Genomic DNA, 20235 nt, shown 5'->3' with positions numbered 1-20235 from the left:
CGCGGACGGGAGCCGCGCCCCGGCGGTCGGCCGGGCACGGCTCAGCCGACGGTGGCCACGCCCGGGGCCAGGGCGGCCAGGATCGGGGCCGGGTCGGCGGCGGCCTCGGCCGCGGTCAGCCGTGCGGTGACGCGGCCGGTGGACAGCACCGTCAGATGGTCCGCGATGCCCTGTACGAAGCCCAGTTGGGGGGCGGCGATCAGGATGGTCAGGCCCTCGTCGGCGAGGGTGGTGATCAGCCCGCGGATCTGCTCGGCGATCACCGGGGACAACCCCTCGGTCGGCTCGTCCAGCAGGATCAACCGCGGACCGCCGAGCAGGGCCCGGGCGATGGCGAGCATCTGCTGTTCGCCGCCGGAGAGTTGGGACCCCCGGTTGCCGGCCCGCTCGCCCAGTCGGGGCAGCAGTTCCAACACCCGCCCGGGAGTCCACGCGGCGTGTTTGCGATGGGCCAGTTTCAGGTGCTCGGCCACGGTCAGGCTCGCGAATACCCGACGGCCCTGCGGCACCAGGCCGATGCCCGCGACCGAGACCCGGTGCGCGGGGCGCCCGGTGAGGTCGGTGCCGGCCAGCTCGACCCGTCCGCCCGAGGGCTTGAGCAGCCCCGCGACGGTATGGATGAGGGTGGACTTGCCCGCCCCGTTGGCGCCCAGGAGCGCGTGCACCGTGCCCTCGGGAATGCTCAGGTCGACGCCGTGCAGCACCGAGCCGCCCTGGTAACCCGCCGTCAGTTCGCCGATCTCCAGCACGATTCAGCCCACTTCCTGGTGCTCGGGCTCGGACGCGCCCAGATACGTGTCGCGCACCGCCTGGTCCGCCGCGATCTCGTCCGGCGTGCCGGTGGCCAGCAGTTGTCCGGACGCCAGCACCGTGACGGTGTCGGTGACCTCGCGCACCAGCGCGAAGTTGTGCTCGACCAGCACCATGGTCACCTCGGCCGGCAGCGCCTTGAGGACGGAGGCCAGGCGCTCGATGTCGGTGTCGGTCAGACCGGCGGCCGGCTCGTCCAGCAGCAGCAGCTTCGGATGCCCGGCGAGCGCCATTGCGATGTCGAGCAACCGCCGTGACCCGTGCGAGAGTTCGCCGGCGATCTCGTCGGCGCGGTCGGTCAGACCGACCGTCTCCAGATGGGTCGCGGCCTCGCCGGCCAGGGCCCGGTAGCGGCCCGGTCGCCAGGCCGTGCCGGTGACCTCGGCATGCCGCCAGGCGGCCAGGGTCACGTTGTCCAGGACGGAGAGCGAGGGCACCACGGCCGGTTGTTGGAACGCGCGCGCGATGCCGATCCGGGAGCGGCGGGCCGGGGCCAGTCCGGTGATGTCGCGACCGGCGAACACGATGCTGCCGGACGTCACCGGGATCGCGCCCGCGATCATGCCGAGCACGGTCGACTTGCCCGCGCCGTTGGGGCCCAGCAGCGCGTGTCGGGCGCCGCGGCGCACGGTCAGGTCCAGCCCGTCCACGGCCGCCAACGCGCCGTATCGGCGGGTCAGACCGGTGACGGTGAGCAGCGCATCCGGGTCGGGCACGGCAGCCGGTTCGGGCACGGCATCCGGATCGGCTGCGGCCTTCTCCGTCTCGTCCGCCTTCTCCGCCTTCTCCGCCTTCTCCGTCTCGTCCGGCTTCTCCGCCTTCTCCGGCTTCTCCGGCTTCTCCGGCTTCTCCGTCTCGTCCGGCTTCTCCGGCTTCTCCGGCTTCGCCGTCTCGTCCGCCGGTCGGATGGCCCGACCCAGGGCCCGCCACGCCGCCCGTGGACCGCCCGCCGTGAGGCCGACCAGGCCGCCCGGCAGCGTGTACACCGCGATCAGGAAGAGCACGCCGAGCAGCAGCGGGCCGTGCCCGGGCCAGGGACCGGAGAGCCAGTCCCGGGTGAACACGATCAGCCCCGCGCCGATCATCGCGCCGACCAGCGACGCGCCACCGCCGATGACCACCGCGAGCAGCACCAGCGAGGAGGTGTCGAAGCCGATGTGCGAGGGCGAGATGTAGCGCTGCACCGAGATCAGCAGCGCGCCCGCGACGCCGGCGAGGGCGCCGACGCCGACGTAGGTGATCGAGAGGTAACGGGTCACCGGGTGACCGGTCGCGCGCATCCGGGTCTCGTTCTCGCGCGCACCGTCCAGCAGCAGCGCGGCCGGCGAGCGCAGCACCAGCGCGGTGAGCCCGATCACCACGAGCGTGGTGATCAGCACGTACCAGTAGGTGTCCACGTCGTCGACGAGGTCGCCCATGCCCCAGAACGGCTGGATCGCCGGCACCCCCGACTTGCCGTCGGTGCCGCCGGTGACCGACTTCCACTTCTCCGCCGCGGTGCGCACCAACTCGCCGACGGCCAGGGTGATCATCAGCACCGTCACGCCGCGCGTGCGCACCACGATCGGCGCGGTGAGCGCGTTGAACAGGGCGCCCGCGGCGGCCGCGACCAGGGTGTGCACGACGCCGATCCGCATGCCGTGTTCGGCCAGGATCGCCGCCGTGTAGCCGCCCACCGCGTACGGCGCGACCTGGCCGAGCGAGGGCAGCCCGGCGCCGCCGCCGAGCACTGCGACGCTGGCCGCGAGCACGCCCAGGGACAACGCCTGGGACAGCAGGATGAGGGTGAACAGGCCGACCAGGTACGGCGCCGCGAACAGCCACACGATCGCGGCGACGGCCAGGACTCGGCCCACCACGCGCGCACGCGGCGAGTGCAGCGCGGTACGTGCGCGCAGGGCGAGGGTGGTCATACTCGGCTCCCCGTCGGGCCGAAGCGCGCGGTGCGCGCGATCAGCATCACGGCCATCGTGGCGAACAGCAGATACGGCGCGAGGTCGGGCAGCAGCGTCACGCCGAGCGTCTGTACCTCGCCGACCAGGATCGCGGCGAGCAGTGCGCCGCCGACCGAGCCCAACCCGCCGATCACCACGACCAGCAGGGACTGCAACAACACGGTGTTGGCCACCGATGTGGACGGGCCGATGATCGGCGCGCCCAGGCCGCCCGCGAGGCCGGCCAGGGCGCCTGCGGCGACCAGCACGCCGGTGCGTACCCGGGCGGGCGAGATGCCGCCGGCCGCGAGCATCTCGGGGTCGTCCACCGACGCGCGCACGGCCGCGCCGATCCGGGTGCGGGCCAGTACGTACCAGCCGCCGAGCCCGAGCGCGATCGCGACCACGATGAACGCGAGCCGGTAGCCCGGGTAGTTGTGGCCCAGGATCGACACCGGCTTCTCCAGTGCGCCGGGCACCGAGACCTGGGGGTCGTCCTTGCCGAACGTGGTGGTCAGCAGATCGCTGCCGACCAGGGCGACGCCGAAGGTCAGCATTGCCTGCGCCATATGCCCTCGGTCGGCGATCGGCGCGGTCAGCGCCGCCAGCACCCCGCCGCCGGCCGCGCCCGCCCCGATGCCCGCGAGCACCGCCAGCGCCAGGCCCACCCAGGACCCGTCGGCCACCGCGGTCGCGGTGTAGGCGGCGAACGCGTAGAGCGTGCCGTGCGCGAGGTTGAGGACTCCGCCCGAGCCGAAGGCCAGAGTCAGGCCCGCGGCCACGACGAACAGCAGCAGCCCGTAGGCCACACCGTCCAGGGCCGGGATGAAATTGTCGTCGAACCAGCCCACGGCACGCTCCCTTTCGCTCCGAAGCCGCCGCTAGCCGAGCGTGCCGAGTTCGCGGACCATGACGTTGCTCAGCGCGGTGCCGTCCTGCCTGACCTCACGCAGGTACCACTTCTGCACCGGCGCGTGCGTGCTCGGGTTGAACTCCCAGGAGCCGCGCGGGCTGTCGACCTTGCCGGTCTTGGCGATCGCGGCGTTGACCGCCTCCGGGGTGACCTTGTCACCCGCGGCGGCGATCGCCTTGTCCAGCACGGCGGCCGCGTCGTACATGGTCGCCGACATCATCGTCGGCAGCGCGTTGTACTTGCCCTGGTAGGCCGCGACGAACGAGCGGTTGGCCGGGATGTCCAGGGTGGGCGTGTAGTTGAGCGAGGTGAACACGCCCTTGGCCGCGTCGCCCTCGGCTCCGAGCACCGCACCCTCGGTCAGGAAGCCCGCGGCGTACAGCGGGATGTCCTTGACGTCGGACTGCTTGTACTGCTTGACGAAGTTCACCGCGGCGGTGCCCGCGTAGAACGTGTAGACCGCCTTGGCGCCCGAGTTCTTGATCTCGGTGAAGTACGGCTGGAAGTTGGTGGTGGCCGGGAACGGCGTCCACTTGGTCTTGCCGTCCGGGTTCGCCAGCTTGCCGCCGAGCTTGTCGAACGTCTCGGTGAAGCCGCGGAGCTGGTCGAAACCACCCTGGTACTCCGGGCCGATCGCGTAGACCGTGCCGGGCACGTTCTCCTTGATGTACGGCGCCGCCGCCACACCCGGCTCCTCGGAGAGGTAGCTGGTGTGCCAGACGTAGTCCGGCTTGTCGATCTTGCCGGGGCGCCCGACGGCGCCGATCATCGGCACCTTGTTGTCGTTCACGATCTGCACGTTGGCGGCCACCGTGGCCGCGTTGGTCAGCCCGACCACGGCGGTGACCTTGTCCTGCTTGATCAGCTTGGTGACCGAGGGCACCGAGGTCTGCGGACCGTCGCCCTCGTCCGTGATCACGAGCTCGACCTTGTGCCCGCCCAGCTTGCCACCGTGCTGGTCCAGGTAGGTCTGGAAGCCGTTCTGCAGGTCCGGACCGAGCGCGGCGTAGACACCGGTCAGCGGGATCGTCAGGCCGATCTTGACCGTGCCGGAGGACGATCCGCCCTTCTTGTCGTCCGCCGCGCTGCCGCTGCACGCGGCGGTGAACGCGAGCGCACCGGCGAGCAGGCCGGCGGAAGTGACGCGGAACGAGCGTCGGGATATGTGACTTGCCGGGGTCATGACGTGCTCCAGGGTTGTGACGGGTACAGCGTCGAGCGGTCGAGTGGGCCGCGTCGGGAGGGACGCGTGGGTGTGTCGGTCAGCCCAACGCGCCGCGCTGCACGTGCAGGAAGCGCTCGCGGGCGGCAGGGGTCAGGGCCGGGCCGACCTGGTTGATCAGCTCGGCCATCTCGAACGAGACCTGGCCGATGTCGCACTCGCGCGAGGCCAGTACCAACAGCGAGGCGCCGTCGCTGACCTGCATGGAGAACATGAACGCGCCGTTCATTTCGGTCAGGTTGCTCGCCACCGGGTCGGTGCCGAACAGGCGCGCGGCGCCCGCCAGCAGGCTGACCAGGCCGGAGGCGACCGCGCCGAGCTGGTCGGCGCGGTCCTGCGGCAGCGTGCTGGTGTTGGCCACCACGAGACCGTCCGCGGAGACCGCGACGGCATGCAGTACCTCGGGCACCCGGGTGGCGAAATCGTTGAGCAGCCAGCTGAGATCGGCTGCGGTGGGGTGGGTCACGATCTCTCCTTGTGATCCGGTTCGCCGCCGCCGGGGCGGGGCGAGGGGGCGCGACGGGCCCGACTGTGCCCGATGCCCTGCGCGAAGGCGGACATCGCCGCGGACACCTGGCGGGCGTCGCGACGGTCCGGCGTGGTGTTCGCCCGGGCGGGCGTCCCGGCCGAGCCGACCAGCGGCGCGGCGGGAGCGGGAGGGCTGCCCGGGTGCACACTGGGCGTGTCCCGGCGAACCCGCAGTGGCAGGCCCGTGTTCGTGGTGCGGTTGGGCAGTGCCGAGTCCGGCGCCGGAGCCGCGGGTGCCTGCGGCTGCTCCGGGCGCTCGGCGCGTTCGGCCGAGCCCATCGGGGCGAGTGCGGGCGGCGTCGGGGCCTCGGGCGCGGGCGGCCGCGTACCGGTGAAGCGCAGTCCCGAGGGCGCGGGCTCGCGCGGTCCCGGGGCAGCCGCGTCGCTGACCGGTTGGGGTCGGGTCGGCGTGAACACGTTCGCGACCGGCTCGAACGGGCCCGGGTCCGGGTGGCCGCCGGCCCGTACTCCCACGTCCGGCACCCGACCGGAGGCGGGCAGGGGAGTGACCTCGGGCTTGGGCACACCGCGGTGTCGGCCCGGGCGATCGCGGAAGACCACGATGTCCTCGGGCAGGCCCACCTCGGCGACCGTGCCGCCCTGCGCCCCCTGGCTCAGGGTGATCGTGATGCCGTAGCGCGTGGCCAGGTGGCCGGCCACGGTCAGACCCATCGCGCGCACCGCGTGCACGTCCAACTGGGCGGGTGAGGCGAGGCGTTCGTTGAACGCGGCCAGCCGTTCCGGGGTGATGCCCACGCCGGAGTCGGTGATGGTGAGCACCGCGCCGTCGCCGCGCCGGTTCGCCTGGAGTACCACCCAGGTCTCCGGACGGCTGAACTTGGTCGCGTTGTCCAGCAGTTCGGCGAGCAGGTGCGCGACGTCGTCGCGGGCCCGCCCGGCGATCAGGATGCGCGGGTCCACCGCGCCGGGGTCCACCCGGGTGAACCGTTCGATGCGGCCGATCGCCGCGCGTGCGACGTCCAGGAGCAGCGCGTCCTCGCGCACGCGGGCGGTGCCCTCGCCGCCGAGCACCAGCAGGCTGGTGTTGTTGCGGCCCATGCGCTGGACCAGGTGGTCGAGCGAGTACAGCCGCTTGAGCCGGTCCGGGTCGTGCTCGTGCGCCTCGGCCTCGTCGAGGACCTTGACCAGGCCGTCGGTGAGCCGCTGGTTGCGGCGCGCGAGGGCGACCAGCACGGTGGCGATACCGGCGCGCAGGACCGCCTGTTCGGCGGCGATCCGCACGGCGGCGGTGAAGACGGTGTTGAACGCCGAGCCCACCTCGGCGATCTCGTCCTTGCCGCGTACCTCGATCGGGGTGCCCGCGCGTTCGGCGATCTCGTCGGCGGTCGCGCCGTCGAGCGAGCGGCCCTGCTGGAGCTTGGCCACCGCGTCCGGCAGGCCGGTGTAGGCCACCTCGTGTGCGGTGTCGCGAAGACGCAGCAGTTCGCGGGTCATCGGTCGACCCAGGCGCAGCACCAGGAGTACCGCGGCGGCCAGCGCGAGCAGCACCGCGGCGGCCTGCCCGATCGCCCACCAGCGGCGGTCGTCGCGTTCGTCGCTGACCGAGGACAGCACCGATGCGTCCACGCGTCGTTCGACGTCGCTGATCCGGGCGATCCGGTCCGCGGTCGCCTTGGTCCACACGTCCTGACTGATCAGGATGGGCGTGTCCACCTTGGCCCGGGAGACGGCGTCTTCCAGTTGGTGCACGGCCAGGATCTCCGGGCCGGTCTGGGCGAGTTCCAGCCAGCCCAGCCACTCCTCGTCGGCGAGCGACTCGAAGGACGTCTCGCTCTCGTCGTAGCCGGTCCGGGTGGCCAGGATGTCCTGCTGTTGGGACGGCGAGATCCGGCTGGACGCCAAGGCGCGCAGGACCGCCGTCTGTTGTTGTCCGAGCCACTCCGTGGCGTGCGAGAGCGCGGCGGCGGCACGCAGGCGGTCCGAGTTGTCCGCGCCCGCGCCACCGGCCTGGGCCACGCTGTCGCGGTAGTCGAGCGCGTCCGCGATCAGGATGCGGTAGCGGAAGACGACGGCGGTCAGCGAGGTGCCCTTGGGCGCCTGGACCTGCACGCGCAGCGCGGTCAGGTCGGTCAGACCCGCGTCCAGCCTGCGCAGTCGTTCCTTGGTGTTGCCGGGGATCGAGCCCAGGTCCTTGCGCAGCTTGCGGTAGCGCGTGGCGCTCTCGTCCGTCGCTGCGGTGCGCTGGTGGTACGTGACCAGCGCGCCGTTGCCGGCCTCCGGCCACAGCACCGCGGCAGCGGCGGCGCGTTCGCTCTGCAGGCGGTGCGCGAGTTCACCGGCCTCGGCGGAGACCTTGGTCAGCGAGCGCAGGCGGTTCGCGTCGAGGGCCTCGCCGGTCGTGGTGGACACGGCGAGTCCCGCGGAGCCCACCATCACGGTGAGCGGCACGGCGACGAGCAGGACGAGTTTCCGTGTGATGTTCAGGTCGTCCACCACCAGGTCGTTGCCGCCGGGGTGGAGCGAGGCAGGGATACGGAGTCGAGTATTCCGCTTGTCAAGTACGTCATTTTCCCGATGATTCGCACTTTCCGGTCTTGCGCTTTCGGTGACGCGGATCGCGTCCTATTCCGTGCACGACGGGCAGAGCCTAGCGGCATTCGCACGTGTGCTCGCAGTGGCCGGTGGGTAAAGGGACGAGAGCCCGGCATACGCCCCCGAATGTTGACATGCGTAAGTTAACGCTGCGAAGGAATATCGATGACCGGGCATGATCCTACACGCCGTGATATCACGGCATTTGACCCCGACGTCGTCTGTCCGGCCTCTATATCCGTATTTCGCCACCCACCGCTCGATGCCCGTTTGCCAACCATTCGTTGGGATATACCGGACCGTTGCCTTCCGTTTATCGGTGTGTCGACCAACCGGACCGTCGCCGAGGGCTGCCTAGACTGGGTCGAGACCGATCCCGACGGATCGATTTGGGAGAGTCACATGATGCGGCGACGCGCCCTGGCTTTTTTCCTCACCGTGCCGATCGCCGCGGCGGGGGCGGCCGTATGGATCACCGACGCAACCTCCTCCTCCGGCGGCACGCCGAAGGCCGACCCGAGCGGAGCGGGCGGCCCGGCCCCGCCGACCACCGCCGCGGCCGAGACCCCGCAGTCGCCGAGCGGACCGCTGCACGCCGACGCGCGCGGGCTCGTGCCGATCCCGGTCGAGGCGCTCGGCGGCCCGGGCCGACCCTGGACACCCGCCCGGGACACCCGGGTGCGGGCCGCGACCGAGGCCGCGCGGGCGGTCGCCGAAGTCGTCGCCGCCGAACTGCGGGCCGCCACCGGCCTGCCGCTGCCCGTGGTGGTCGAAGCACGATCGCGCACCGGCACCGACATCTCCCTGGTCCCCGACCCCGACCCGGCCGGCCGACCCGACGGCGACGAGGCGTACGAACTGGTCGTCACCGAGCACGGCGCCGCGATCCGCGCGGGCGCGCCGGTCGGCCTCTACCGTGGCGCCCAGACGCTGCGCCAACTGGTGCCGGCAAAGCCGCCGTTCGAGTTGCGCCCGGCCGTGGTCCGGGACGCACCCCGGTATCCGTACCGGGGCATCATGATCGACCTGGCCCGGCACTTCTATCCGCCCGCCGAGATGCGCCGACTGATCGACCACCTCGCCGCCTACAAGTTCAACCACCTGCATCTGCACCTGACCGACGACCAGGGGTGGCGGATCGCCATCGAGGGACGCCCCAGGCTCACCGGGATCGGCGCGTCCACCCAGGTGGGCGGCGGCCCGGGCGGGTTCTGGACGGCGGACGACTACCGCGCGGTGACCGACTACGCGGGCGAGCGCTTCATCACCGTGGTGCCCGAGATCGACATGCCGGGGCACACCAACGCGGCGATCGTCGCCTACCCGGAACTGGCCCACGACGGCAAACCGCACGTTCCCTATACCGGCACCCAGGTCGGCTTCTCCTCGCTGCGCGTCGACGGCGAGGCCACCTATACGTTCCTGGACGAAGTGCTCGGCCGGCTCGCGGAACTCACCCCCGGGCCCTACCTGCACATCGGCGGCGACGAGACGCACACCCTCGAGCCCGCGCAGTATCGGGCCTTCATGGCCCGGGCCCAGCCGCTGGTGGCCAAGCACGGCAAACAGACCATGGCCTGGCACCAACTCGCCTCCGGCGACCCGGCGCCGGGGGCGATCCTGGAGTACTGGGGCGCGTCCAAGCAGGACGCCGCCGAGGTCGTGGCCGCCGCGCGGGCCGGGCACAAGGTGGTGATGGCGCCGGCCGACCACGCCTACCTGGACATGAAATACAGCGGCGGCGAGCGGCTGGGGGTGACCTGGGCCGGCACCGTCGACGTGCGCAAGTCCTACGACTGGGAACCCTCGACGCACCTGCCCGGCATGCCCGCGGACGCCGTGCTCGGTGTCGAGGGCGCGCTGTGGGGCGAGACGATCAGGAGCGTCGCGGACGCCGAGTATCTGCTCTTCCCGCGGATCGCCTCGGTCGCCGAGGCCGCCTGGTCCCGTCCGGAACGGCGCGACTGGGCGGACTTCCGCACCCGCGCCGCGGCACACGAGGCGCGCTGGGACGCAAAGGGCATCAAGTACGCGCACAAGCTGAATTGACGCCCGGGCCCGCGCCCCGGCGACCCGGCGCGGGCCGGCCGCGGGCGCGGGTGGGTCAGGACGGGGAGATCCGGCGAGGCGAAGCTCGTGCGCCGGGTGTCCTCGGGTGCCGGGACGGCCGAGCGCGCCCGAGGACGGAGCGGCTCAGCGGCGGACCGCGCCCGCGGTCAGGGCGATGATCGCGACCAGTACCGCCGGGATCGCCAACGCCGTGGTCAAGCTGGTGTGGTGGGCGATGAAGCCGATCACCGGCGGGCCGGCGAGCAGCCCGATGTAGGCGATCCCGGTCACCCGCGAGATGGCCCACGCGGCGGGCACCCCCGGGGTGTTGCCGGCCGCGCTGAACGTCACCGGGGCGACCGGGGCCACCCCGACGCCGAACAGCGTGAACCCGAGCACCGAAACCGCCGGCCACGGCGTGGCCAGCGCGAGTGTCATGCCCAGTGCGGCGATCAGCGCGCCGATCCGCAACACCCGTACCGGGCCGAACCGTTCCACCACCCGGTCGCCCGCGAACCGGCCCGCCGCCATCGCCACCGACATGCCCGCGAAGCCCAACCCGGCGACGCCCGCCGAACCGTCCAGCGTCTCGCGCAGATGCACCCCGCTCCAATCGGCCACCGCGCCCTCGCCGACGAACGAGCACAGCCCGATCAGGGCGAGCAGGACCACCGCGCGATAGCCGGCGAGCAGCCGGGCCACACCGCCGATGGTCGGCTCGGCGCTCTCGGGCACCACAGCCCTCACGGCCTTTGCATCCGGCTCCGCCGGCGAGTGCACGTGCGGATCGTCAGCGACGCCCAGCAGCGCACGCGAACTCGCCCACGCCCCGACCGCGAGCACGAGCGCCATCACCGACAGGTGCACCCTGGGCGTGATGCCCAGGGCCGCCGCGCCGGAGCCGACCAGCGCGCCGAACAGCCCGCCGAGGCTGTAACCGCCGTGCAGGCCGTTCATGATCGGCCGACGCAACTGCTGCTCGATCGCGACACCCTGCGCGTTCGCCGCGACATCGGTGAACCCCATCAGCCCGCCCAGGACCAGCAGGCCGACCGCCAGGGAGGGCAGGTTCCAGGCGAACGCGGGCAGGAACAGCGCCAGACACCCGCCGATCACCGAAACCCGGGCGACCCGCTTGCTGCCCCAGCGTCCGGCGGCGCTGCCCGCGAGCTGCACCGCCACCAGCGCGCCCACCGGCGAACCGAGCAGGGCCAACCCCAACTGGGCGTCGTCGAGCCCCAGATCCTCCTTGAACTGCGGGATCCGGGCCAGGAAGTCCGCCACCGCGGCGCTGAACGCGAAGAACACCCACAGCGCGGCCCACCGGGCCCGTTGCAGGCGCTCGACGGACAACCGCCCGGTCGTTCCCCCCGGGGCGCTCACACCGCGCAGGAACCGTCGGCGCACGCGTCGCCGTCGGCCGCCGGCGCGGTTGCCGCCGACCCGCCGCTCTGCTCGCGTACCTGCTCTCGTACCTGCTCCAGGACCTGGAGGAACGTGGACGCCTCCTGGGCACCCTGCACCGCCCACTTGCCCTCGAACACGAACGTCGGCACGGCGGTGACGCCCATCTCCTGCGCCTCGGCGATCTCGCGCCGGACCTCGTCGGTGCCCTCGTCCGAGGCGAGGAAGGCGACCACCCGGTCCCGGTCCAGACCGGCCTCGACCGCGAACTCGGTCAACCGGGCGTGGTCGGCGACGTTCTCGCCCTCGGCGAAGTACGCCGCGAGCAGCCGATCCTTGAGCGCGGCCTGGGCCGCCGCGCCGAACTCGGTCAGCGCGAGCCACAACACCCGGTGAGCGGTCAGCGTGTTCACCGACAGGGCCCGGGTGAAGTCGAAGCCGATGCCCTCGGCGGTGCCCACTTCGGCGAGCCGCGCGTTCATCCCGTCCAGGTTGGCCGCGCCGAACTTCTCGGCCAGTCGCTCGCGCAGCGGCGACGGCTCCGCGGGGGTGCTCGGGTCAAGCTGGTAGGGACGATACGTGACTCGCACGTCCTCGGCGCCCGGGAACGCCGCGAGCGCCCGCTCGAAGCGCCGCTTCCCGACGTAGCACCACGGACACGCGATATCGCTGTAGATCTCGACCTTCACTTGCTCTCCGGCTTCCTTGCTCGGTGGTCGCGGGCGCTCGGCGCACGGCGGCGGGCGGCGCCTCGGGACCCGGGCACCTCGGGTGCTGTACAGACGGACGTACCGACGGTCACGGCGGCGGACGCACCGAAAAGGAAACATACGTGCAGCCGCCAAACATTCCCCAACCGGCCGTATCCGCCGCCCGGGCCCGGGCGTAGCCTGACCGCTGCCCGTCGTGCGTCACCCCGAAAGCACGCCGTGTCAGCGCGGCGTCATCCCTCGAAGGAGCCCTCGTGGATCAGATAACCCAGTACAAGCGCGCCGTCGACGCGTTCCGCCCGCTGCTCGCCGAGGTCGACGACGCCAAGCTCGGACTCGCGTGTCCGTGTGACGAATGGGACGTACGGGGTCTGCTCGCCCACGCCACCGGTGCTCAGCGCGGCCTCGCGGCGGCCCTGGCCGGGCCGAGCGAGCCGGTCTCCGAGGACCCCCGGGAGGACTTCGAGGCGGTGGTCGAGACGATGCTGGCGACCTTCACGCCGGAGCGGATCGCCGCGTCGATCAAGACCCCGTTCGGCGAGCGGAACGGCGGCTTCCTGCTCGGCCTGGCCACCGGCGACATTTTTGTCCACGCCTGGGACCTGGCCCGCGCACTGGGCAAGCCGACCGACCTCGACCCCGAACTCGCCGAGACGCTCCTGGAGCGCATGCGCACCACCCTCCCGGACGCCGCGCGCGGCGAGGGTCGCGCGTTCGGTCCGGTGCAGCCGGTGGACGCCGACGCGCCGGCCGCGGACCGGCTCGCCGCATTCACCGGTCGCGTCGTGAACTGAGCTCGATCGAGCCGCCGGGCCCCGGACATCCCGGGACAAGCCCTACCGGACGCGGCAACTGACGGCTCGTCAGGCTGCGCATCGGGTGGTCGGCGGTGTATGCACGTCAACGCACACCCCCAGTCGATCGGGAGTATCGATGAGCACGTCGCAGCACGATCACGGCCGGATGGATCCGCCTCGCGTCCAGGAGGTGGCCGACGGAGCGTTCGCGTACATCCAGCCGGACGGCACCTGGTGGATCAACAACACCGGCTTCCTGGTCGGTCCGGAGGGCGTCGTCGCGATCGACGGTTGCGCCACCGAGGCCCGGACCCGGATGCTCCAGGAGACCATCGCCAAGCACACCGACGCCCCGGTGCGCACCCTGATCAACACGCACCACCACGGCGACCACACGAACGGGAACTACCTGTTCGAGTCGGCCACCATCGTGGCGCACGAGAACACCCGGGCCGAGATCCTCAACCTCGGCATCATGGAGGTCGAGGCGATCTGGCCGGGTGTCGGCTGGGGCGGTGTGCGCGCGGTGCCGCCGTTCCTGACCTTCACCGACAGCGTCACCGTGTACGCGGGCGAACTGCGGGCGCAGGTACGGCACTTCGGTCCGGCGCACACCTCGAACGACTCGGTGGTGTGGCTGGAGGAGCAGGGCGTCCTGTACACGGGCGACCTGATCTTCAACGGCGGCACGCCGTTCCTGCTGATGGGCTCGCCCGCCGGCTACCTCGAAGTGCTGGAGCGGATCAAGGCGTTGGGCCCGACGACGCTGGTCCCCGGGCACGGTGAGGTGTGCGGTCCCGAGCAGATCGACTACGCGATCGGGTACACGAACTTCCTTCTGGACACCGCCCGCAAGGGTCTGGAAGCCGGCCTGGACCCGCTGAGCGTGGCGCGCGAGACGGACCTGGGCGAGTACGCGGCGCTGTCCGACTCCGAGCGGATCGTCGGCAACCTGCACCGCGCCTATGCCGAGTTGAACGGGGCGGAGCGGGCTGCGTCGATCGACATCTACGGTGCGCTCGGTGACATGGTCACGTTCAACGATGGCAAGCCGCTTTCCTGCTACGCGTGACGGGGTGGCCCGGCCTGCGGCTTGGGTGGCCCGTGGGTTGGGGCCTCCGACGCCGGCCGGGCCCTTGGCCTCAAGCGCCGGCCGGGCTGGTTCGCCTCAAGCGCCGGCGGGGCTGGGTGGCCTCATGCGCCGGCCGGGCTGAGGTTGTGTTCGGTCGGCGTTGCGCTTTGGTGGGCTGGGTTCGCCTCAAGCGCCGGCGGGGCTGGGTGGCCTCAAGCGCCGGCCGGGCTACTTGGCCTCCAACGCCGGCCGGGCTGATTTGCCTCATGCGCCGGCTGGGGTGCGTTGGCCTCATGCGGCGGCCGGGATGGATTTGGGTGGCTGGGGCTTCGGTGTCGGATATGTGGCCGGGTGGCTTCCGGTGGGTGGAAGGAGGGGGTGGGGGGCGGATCGGCCGGCGCATAGCGTCGGTGGGTCGGGCTGGTGGGTGATCGGAGTCGGTATGGACAAGGTGGTCGGTACGGCCGAGGCGGCGGTGGCCGATATCGGGGACGGGGCCTCGATCGCGGTCGGTGGGTTCGGGCTGTGCGGGATTCCCTCGGTGCTGATCGGTGCCCTGTACGCGCAGGGCGCCGGCGATCTGCGGGTCGTCTCCAACAACTGCGGCGTGGACCGATGGGGGCTCGGCATCCTGTTGCACGCCGGCCGCATCTCGCGCGCGACCGGCAGCTATGTCGGCGAGAACAAGGAGTTCGCCCGGCAGTACCTCTCCGGCGAGATCGAGCTCGAACTCACCCCGCAGGGCACCCTCGCCGAACGGCTGCGCGCGGGCGGCTGCGGCATCCCGGCGTTCTTCACGCCGGCCGGCGTCGGCACCCAGGTCGCCGAGGGCGGTCTGCCCTGGCGCTATGACGCGGCCGGCAACGTGGTGGTGGCCTCGCCGCGCAAGGAAGTGCGTCTCTTCGACGGCGTCGAGTACGTGTTGGAGGAGTCGATCACCACCGACTACGCGCTGGTTCGCGCGGTCCGCGGGGACCGGCACGGCAACCTGGTGTTCGACAAGTCGGCGCGCAACTTCAACCCGCTCGCCGCGATGGCCGGCCGGATCACCGTTGCCGAGGTCGAGGAACTGGTCGAACCGGGCGAACTCGACCCGGACGCGGTGCACCTGCCCGGAGTGTTCGTCCAGCGGGTGGTGGTGCTGAGCGCGGCGCAGGCCGCCGAGAAGCAGATCGAGAAGACCACGATCACCGCGCCGGCGGCGCGGGGGACGGTGCGCGACTGATGGCCTGGACCAGGGACGAGATGGCCGCGCGGGCGGCGACCGAGCTGACCGACGGCTCGTACGTCAATCTCGGGATCGGGCTGCCCACACTGGTGCCCAACCACATCCCGCCCGGCGTGCACGTGGTGCTGCACTCGGAGAACGGGCTGCTGGGGGTGGGACCGTATCCCACCGAGGACGAGGTCGACGCGGATCTGATCAACGCCGGCAAGGAGACCGTCACGGTCCTGCCGGGCGCCTCCTTCTTCGACTCGGCGCTGTCCTTCGGGATGATCCGAGGCGGCCACATCGACGCCGCGATCCTGGGCGCGATGCAGGTCAGCGCGGTCGGCGACCTGGCGAACTGGACCATTCCCGGCAAGATGATCAAGGGCATGGGCGGCGCGATGGACCTCGTGCACGGCGCCCGTCGGGTGATCGTGCTGATGGAGCACGTGTCCCGCAAGGGCGACCACAAGATCGTCGAGACCTGCACGTTGCCGCTCACCGGCAAGCGCTGCGTCCAGCGGATCATCACCGATCTCGCGGTGCTCGACGTGACCGAGCGCGGCCTGCTCCTGGTCGAGACAGCCCCCGACGTCACCGAGGACGAGGTCCGCGCGAAGACCGGCGCCGAACTCCGGACCTGAGCCGACGCGTCGGGAGCCGCCGGTCGCGTGTCGAGCGCCCTCGGCCGTTCGGCGGACGGCGGGCCGCGACCCGGCCGGCGCCGATGTGATCATTTAGCGACGGTGATCATGTGGCGACACCGACACACCGTCGCCGGTCCTCGGCACGTACGGAACAAGGAGCAACAATCGTGAAGTTCGCGACCTTCGACCTGAATGGCTCGATCCTCTCCGGGGTGGTGTCGAGCGCCGGCGACACCGTGCACCCGCTGCCGGCCGGCGAAACGTTGCTCGGCTTGATCGAGCGCGGCGCCCAGGAGCTGCGCGCGGTGGGCGAGCAGGCCCTGTCGAAGCCCTCGGTCGCCCTCGCCGACGTGCGGTTGTTGCCGCCACTACAGCCGCCCACCGTGCGTGACTTCGTGGCGTTCGAGGAGCACGTCGAGGGCGTTGCGATCACCGTGCAGGGGCCGGACGCGACGGTGGTGCCCGAGTGGTACGAACTGCCCACCTTCTACTTCACCAACCCCTACGCGATCATCGGCCCCGAGGACGTGGTGCCGATGCCGCCGGGGTCGAGCGTGCTCGACTTCGAGTTGGAGGTCGGCATCGTGATCGGCCGCGCGGGCAAGGACCTGACGGTCGAGCAGGCGGCGGAACACATCGTCGGCTACACCATCTTCAACGACTGGTCGGCGCGCGACCTCCAGGCCCGCGAGATGCGGGTCGGTCTGGGGCCGTGCAAGGGCAAGGACACCGCGACCACGCTCGGCCCGTGGCTGGTGACCGCCGACGAGTTCGAGGCGTACCGGGACTCCGACGGCTTCCTGGACATCGCGCTGCGCGCATCGGTCAACGGTGTCGAGATCGGTCGCGACTCGCTGGTCAACATGGGCTGGCCGCCCGCCGAACTGGTCGCCTACGCCTCCCGCGGCACCTGGATCCGCCCCGGCGACGTACTGGGCACCGGCACCTGCGGCAACGGTGGCTGCCTCGGCGAACTGTGGGGCCTGGGCCGGGAGTTGCCGCCGCTGAAGCCGGGCGACACGGTTGCCCTCACGGTCGAGGGGATCGGGACGCTGAGCAACACGGTGGTCGAGGGCGCCGCCCCGCAGCCGATCCCGGCCGCGCGCAAGCGCCCGCGCACCCGCAGGGACGCCTTCGACGCGTGAGGCGGAGGTCGGGCGGCGAGGCGACCGGGTGACCGAGCTCGCCGGCGCGGCGCCCGACGGGCAGCCGAGCCGTTCCCCTTTCGAGGGTGGTGCGCGCACCACCCTCGAAACGCCCACGTCCGGGATGCCGGCGGACCGCCCGGGATCCTACGTTTGTGCGGGTCCCCGGCTCGTCCGAGAGCGGTCGACGCCCACGACGAAGGAGTGCGGCCATGATCGATCGACCAGCGCTGCCTCGTCCGGTGCAGCGCCCGGTGTGGTCCTGGATCGTCCTGCTGCTCGTCGTCGGCGTGATCGTGAACGTGCTGCTCACGGTGTGACGGCCGGCCCGGGTGACGCGCCCTCCTCCCGAGGCTTCCGGAGCGAATCCACCGCCCACACCATCAGCGCCAGGGCCCCGAAGGCCGCGCCCAGCAGGCACACCGCCGGCCAGCCGGCCGCCGCGTACAGGGTGGTGGAGGAGATCGCTCCGCCGGCGCTGCCGATCGAGTAGAAGATCATGTAGCCGCCGATCAGCCGGCTTCCGGCGTCCGGGCGCAGCGGGTGGATCAGCGTCTGGTTGGTCACGTGTACCGCCTGGACGGCCAAGTCGAGCACGATCGTGCCCACCACCAGCGCCCACAACGACTGGCGGGTGAAGGCCAGCGGCAGCCAGGACAGCGTCAGCAGAACCAGGGCGACCCCGGTGACCCGGTTCGCGTGGCCCCGGTCGCTCAGTCGGCCGGCCGGGATCGCCCCCAGCGCGCCGGCGGCGCCGGCCAGGCCGAAGGCGCCGATCGCGGTGTGCGACAGGGACAGCGGCGGCTCGCTCAGCGGGAGGGCGATGCTGCTCCAGAGGGTGCTGAAGGCGGCGAAGATCAGCAGCGCGAACAGGGCCCGGATCCGGAAGAGGCGCTCCTGCGCGAACAGGGTCAGCGTCGAGAAGAGCAGCTCTCGATAGCTCGGCCGGTCGCCGCCGGACGCCACGGCCCGGTCGTCGTGTCCGCGGGGCAGCACCCGGTACAACGTCGCGGCCAGGACCAGGGACAACGCGGCGGAGCCGAGGTACACCGCACGCCAGCCCGCCAGGTCGGCCACCGTGCCGGAGACCGTGCGGGCGAGCAGGATGCCGATCACGACGCCGCTGGTGACCACGCCGACGACGCGACCGCGTTCGGCCGGGGCGGCGAGCGAGGCGGCGTGGGCGACGACCGTCTGGGTGACCACGGCGAGCAGGCCGACGCCGATCATCGCGACCAGCAGCAGCGCGGCGTGACCGGCCAGGCCGACGGCGGCCGACGCGACGGCGAGCAGGGCGAATTGGCCCACGATCAGCCGGCGACGGTCGATCAGGTCGCCGAGCGGGACGAGCAGGAACAGCCCGAGCCCATAGCCGACCTGAGTGAGCGTGACCACCACGCCGACGGTGCCCGGCGCGAGACCGAGGTCGCGCCCCATGGTCACCAGAAGCGGCTGGGCGAGGTAGACGCCGGCCACGGCAACACCGGCCGCAACCGCAAACAGAAGCGTCTGCCCCTTGGTAAGCCCCCGCGGCCGGCCGATCCGTGCCTTGCCGGGCCGTCGTACCGCCTCGGCGCCCGCACCGTCCGCCCGCGCCCTGCCGTCCCGCCGTGCCCCGTCCGCCTGTGCGTCACCGGCCCGCCCTGCCGTGTCGGCCCGCGTTCCTTCCGCCCCGGCTTCGCCCGTCCGGGCCTCGCCGATCCGGGCTGCCTGATCGCCTCCGGCCCCGTCCGCCCGCGCCCTGCCGCCCCACACCCCACCCGTCCGGGCCTGGCCAACCCGCACTGCCGCGTCGGCCCTCACTCCGTCCGCCCCCGACCGGCCGGTTCGTGTCTCGTCGGCCTGCCTCGCCTCATCGCCTCCCGCCCCGCCGGCCCTCACCCCCTCCGCCCGCGCCTTGCCGGCTCCCACCCCATCCGCCCCCGACCGGCCCGTCGCCGCCCCGTTCCGCCTCGGAGGGCCCTGCTCGGTCGCTGCCATACAACGCTCCTCATGCCTCGTCGCCTTCCGCGCCTGGTTGCAAGTTGCTACCGAGTGCACGCTAGACGAGCTTGGTAGCATGTTGCAACCAGGGTGGGCGTGGGTGGCCGCCCGAGACGAGGAAGAAGGGGTCGGTCATGGTGCAGCGCACACGGTTCGACGAGAGCACCTGTCCGGTGGCGCGCTCGGTGGATGCGATCGGCGACTGGTGGTCGTTGCTGATCGTGCGCGACGCGTTCGACGGGAGCCGACGATTCGGCGAGTTCCAACGCAGCCTGGGCGTGGCCAAGAACATCCTCAGCGCACGACTGCGCACGCTGGTGGCCGGCGGGATCCTGGAGGTGGTCCCGGCGTCGGACGGAAGCGCCTACAACGAGTACGTGCCGACCGCCAAGGGCCGCGACCTGTTCCCCGTGATCGTCGCGCTGCGCCAGTGGGGCGAGGCGCACTGGTTCGAGCCGGCCGAGCCGCAGTCCAGGCTGCTGGATCGACGCCACGGCCGCCCGCTGCGAACCCTGGAGGTACGCGCCGCGGACGGCCGCCGGATTCGACCGGAGGACACGCAGGTGGAAAAGGTGCCGGAGCAGACCGAGGCGGACCGGGCCGGGTGAGCCCCGCCCGCCCGATCACCGCTCGGAGACCGACACCAGCCCCAGGCACGTGAGCAGATCGAAGAACAGGTGCTGTACGAACGGGTCCCGTTCAAGGCTGAGCAATTCCAGGATCGGCTCGGCGCGGACCCGGTATCCGGCCGCCGCCGCCCACCGCACCGCCGCCTCGGCGACGCGCGGCCGATCCTCCTCCAGCCACGCCGCGGCCTCGTCCCGGAAGCGGGCGAAGTCGCCCTGCTGCCCGGTCCTGTTCCACCGGTCGTCGGCCAACTGCGTGGCGGCGCTGCCCGGATCGAGCCAGCCCTCCCAGAAGTCCGTCCCGCTCAGCCCCTGGACGTGCGCGACATCGCTCTCGACCACCCCGCAGACCAGCACGGGCGAGCCGGTACGGGCGGCCAGATCGGTCAGCCAGGGCCCCTGGAAGGCGTACGGGTCCTCGAAGTGGCGCACGTGCACAGCGCGCCAGCCGTCCGCGTAGGACCACTCGCCGTAGACCGGATGTCCGTTTCCACCGACGTAGGGTGCCAGGTCCGGCAACGGCGTCCGTGCGCGTAATACGACGATGTCCCCGTTGAATCCCATGGCCCACCCCTTCGGTTGCGATGTCCGTTGGGGTTCAACGTAGATACCGCGTCCGACAACCGACCGGG

17 protein-coding genes are annotated in these 20235 nt (G+C 71.9%); 7 read left to right on the top strand and 10 right to left on the bottom strand.

The window, feature by feature from the left end; genetic code table 11:
* Positions 1–41 precede the first annotated feature (41 nt).
* The 6 genes from ACZOOI_RS05700 to ACZOOI_RS05675 form a co-directional block, all read right to left on the bottom strand.
* On the bottom strand, positions 42–749 hold the full coding sequence (locus ACZOOI_RS05700; RefSeq protein WP_465279725.1) for an ABC transporter ATP-binding protein: 708 nt from the start codon (positions 747–749) through the stop codon (positions 42–44).
* Between the two features lie 3 nt (positions 750–752).
* Positions 753–2723: a branched-chain amino acid ABC transporter ATP-binding protein/permease gene (locus tag ACZOOI_RS05695; RefSeq protein WP_465279724.1), complete on the bottom strand. Its 1971-nt coding sequence runs from the start codon at positions 2721–2723 to the stop codon at positions 753–755.
* The gene (locus ACZOOI_RS05690) at positions 2720–3595 is read right to left on the bottom strand and encodes a branched-chain amino acid ABC transporter permease (RefSeq protein WP_465279723.1); all 876 of its coding nucleotides are present in this window, start codon (positions 3593–3595) and stop codon (positions 2720–2722) included. The genes ACZOOI_RS05695 and ACZOOI_RS05690 overlap by 4 nt, the downstream gene beginning before the upstream one ends.
* 30 nt (positions 3596–3625) lie before the next feature.
* Positions 3626–4840 (bottom strand): ABC transporter substrate-binding protein, encoded by a 1215-nt coding sequence (locus ACZOOI_RS05685; RefSeq protein WP_465279722.1) that lies wholly within the window; start codon positions 4838–4840, stop codon positions 3626–3628.
* 79 nt (positions 4841–4919) lie between these two features.
* Positions 4920–5345 carry a roadblock/LC7 domain-containing protein gene (locus ACZOOI_RS05680; RefSeq protein WP_020555367.1) on the bottom strand — a complete coding sequence of 142 codons (426 nt, stop codon included), beginning with the start codon at positions 5343–5345 and terminating at the stop codon, positions 4920–4922.
* Complete coding sequence (locus tag ACZOOI_RS05675) at positions 5342–7861, bottom strand: sensor histidine kinase (protein ID WP_465279721.1); 2520 nt, start codon at positions 7859–7861, stop codon at positions 5342–5344. Before ACZOOI_RS05675 ends, ACZOOI_RS05680 begins: the two co-directional genes overlap by 4 nt.
* 501 nt (positions 7862–8362) lie before the next feature.
* Between ACZOOI_RS05675 and ACZOOI_RS05670 the strand changes: the two genes are divergently transcribed.
* Entirely contained in the window at positions 8363–10009 is a 1647-nt protein-coding gene (locus tag ACZOOI_RS05670) for a family 20 glycosylhydrolase (RefSeq protein WP_465279720.1), read from the top strand.
* Between the two features lie 144 nt (positions 10010–10153).
* On the opposite strand, the gene ACZOOI_RS05665 is transcribed toward ACZOOI_RS05670, so the two are convergent.
* Both ACZOOI_RS05665 and ACZOOI_RS05660 read right to left on the bottom strand, forming a co-directional pair.
* Positions 10154–11362: an MFS transporter gene (locus ACZOOI_RS05665; RefSeq protein ID WP_465279719.1), complete on the bottom strand. Its 1209-nt coding sequence runs from the start codon at positions 11360–11362 to the stop codon at positions 10154–10156.
* A 26-nt stretch (positions 11363–11388) separates the two neighbouring features.
* Positions 11389–12102, bottom strand: a complete 714-nt coding sequence (locus ACZOOI_RS05660; RefSeq protein ID WP_465279718.1) for a DsbA family oxidoreductase — start codon at positions 12100–12102, stop codon at positions 11389–11391.
* Between the two features lie 275 nt (positions 12103–12377).
* On the opposite strand from ACZOOI_RS05660, the gene ACZOOI_RS05655 reads away from it, so the two are divergent.
* The 5 genes from ACZOOI_RS05655 (at position 12378) to ACZOOI_RS05635 (ending at position 16994) form a co-directional block, all read left to right on the top strand.
* On the top strand, positions 12378–12917 hold the full coding sequence (locus tag ACZOOI_RS05655; RefSeq protein WP_465279717.1) for a TIGR03086 family metal-binding protein: 540 nt from the start codon (positions 12378–12380) through the stop codon (positions 12915–12917).
* Between the two features lie 139 nt (positions 12918–13056).
* Positions 13057–13992, top strand: coding sequence for an MBL fold metallo-hydrolase (locus ACZOOI_RS05650; RefSeq protein ID WP_465279716.1), 936 nt, complete (start codon positions 13057–13059; stop codon positions 13990–13992).
* A 442-nt stretch (positions 13993–14434) separates the two neighbouring features.
* Positions 14435–15217: a CoA transferase subunit A gene (locus tag ACZOOI_RS05645; protein WP_391584822.1), complete on the top strand. Its 783-nt coding sequence runs from the start codon at positions 14435–14437 to the stop codon at positions 15215–15217.
* Positions 15217–15846 (top strand): CoA transferase subunit B, encoded by a 630-nt coding sequence (locus ACZOOI_RS05640; RefSeq protein ID WP_465279715.1) that lies wholly within the window; start codon positions 15217–15219, stop codon positions 15844–15846. The genes ACZOOI_RS05645 and ACZOOI_RS05640 overlap by 1 nt, the downstream gene beginning before the upstream one ends.
* 170 nt (positions 15847–16016) lie before the next feature.
* Positions 16017–16994, top strand: a complete 978-nt coding sequence (locus ACZOOI_RS05635; protein WP_465279714.1) for a fumarylacetoacetate hydrolase family protein — start codon at positions 16017–16019, stop codon at positions 16992–16994.
* 309 nt (positions 16995–17303) lie between these two features.
* On the opposite strand, the gene ACZOOI_RS05630 is transcribed toward ACZOOI_RS05635, so the two are convergent.
* Positions 17304–18536 (bottom strand): MFS transporter, encoded by a 1233-nt coding sequence (locus tag ACZOOI_RS05630; RefSeq protein WP_465281120.1) that lies wholly within the window; start codon positions 18534–18536, stop codon positions 17304–17306.
* Positions 18537–19111: 575 nt separating this feature from the next.
* Between ACZOOI_RS05630 and ACZOOI_RS05625 the strand changes: the two genes are divergently transcribed.
* Positions 19112–19585 carry a winged helix-turn-helix transcriptional regulator gene (locus tag ACZOOI_RS05625; RefSeq protein WP_465279713.1) on the top strand — a complete coding sequence of 158 codons (474 nt, stop codon included), beginning with the start codon at positions 19112–19114 and terminating at the stop codon, positions 19583–19585.
* Positions 19586–19600: 15 nt separating this feature from the next.
* Here the strand turns inward: ACZOOI_RS05625 and ACZOOI_RS05620 are convergent, their stop codons facing one another.
* On the bottom strand, positions 19601–20167 hold the full coding sequence (locus tag ACZOOI_RS05620; protein WP_465279712.1) for a hypothetical protein: 567 nt from the start codon (positions 20165–20167) through the stop codon (positions 19601–19603).
* Positions 20168–20235: the final 68 nt, after the last annotated feature.

It is taken from the genome of Embleya sp. L77, from assembly GCF_055557415.1.
Note: the sequence above shows the minus strand (reverse complement) of the source record. Positions and strands in the feature narration are given on the sequence as shown.

Coding starts and splice junctions, on each gene's coding strand:
- ACZOOI_RS05695 (WP_465279724.1), bottom strand. CDS start 2,723: ATGACCACCCTCGCCCTGCGCGCACGTACCGCGCTGCACTCGCCGCGT.
- ACZOOI_RS05685 (WP_465279722.1), bottom strand. CDS start 4,840: ATGACCCCGGCAAGTCACATATCCCGACGCTCGTTCCGCGTCACTTCC.
- ACZOOI_RS05670 (WP_465279720.1), top strand. CDS start 8,363: ATGATGCGGCGACGCGCCCTGGCTTTTTTCCTCACCGTGCCGATCGCC.
- ACZOOI_RS05650 (WP_465279716.1), top strand. CDS start 13,057: ATGAGCACGTCGCAGCACGATCACGGCCGGATGGATCCGCCTCGCGTC.
- ACZOOI_RS05645 (WP_391584822.1), top strand. CDS start 14,435: ATGGACAAGGTGGTCGGTACGGCCGAGGCGGCGGTGGCCGATATCGGG.
- ACZOOI_RS05640 (WP_465279715.1), top strand. CDS start 15,217: ATGGCCTGGACCAGGGACGAGATGGCCGCGCGGGCGGCGACCGAGCTG.
- ACZOOI_RS05625 (WP_465279713.1), top strand. CDS start 19,112: ATGGTGCAGCGCACACGGTTCGACGAGAGCACCTGTCCGGTGGCGCGC.
- ACZOOI_RS05620 (WP_465279712.1), bottom strand. CDS start 20,167: ATGGGATTCAACGGGGACATCGTCGTATTACGCGCACGGACGCCGTTG.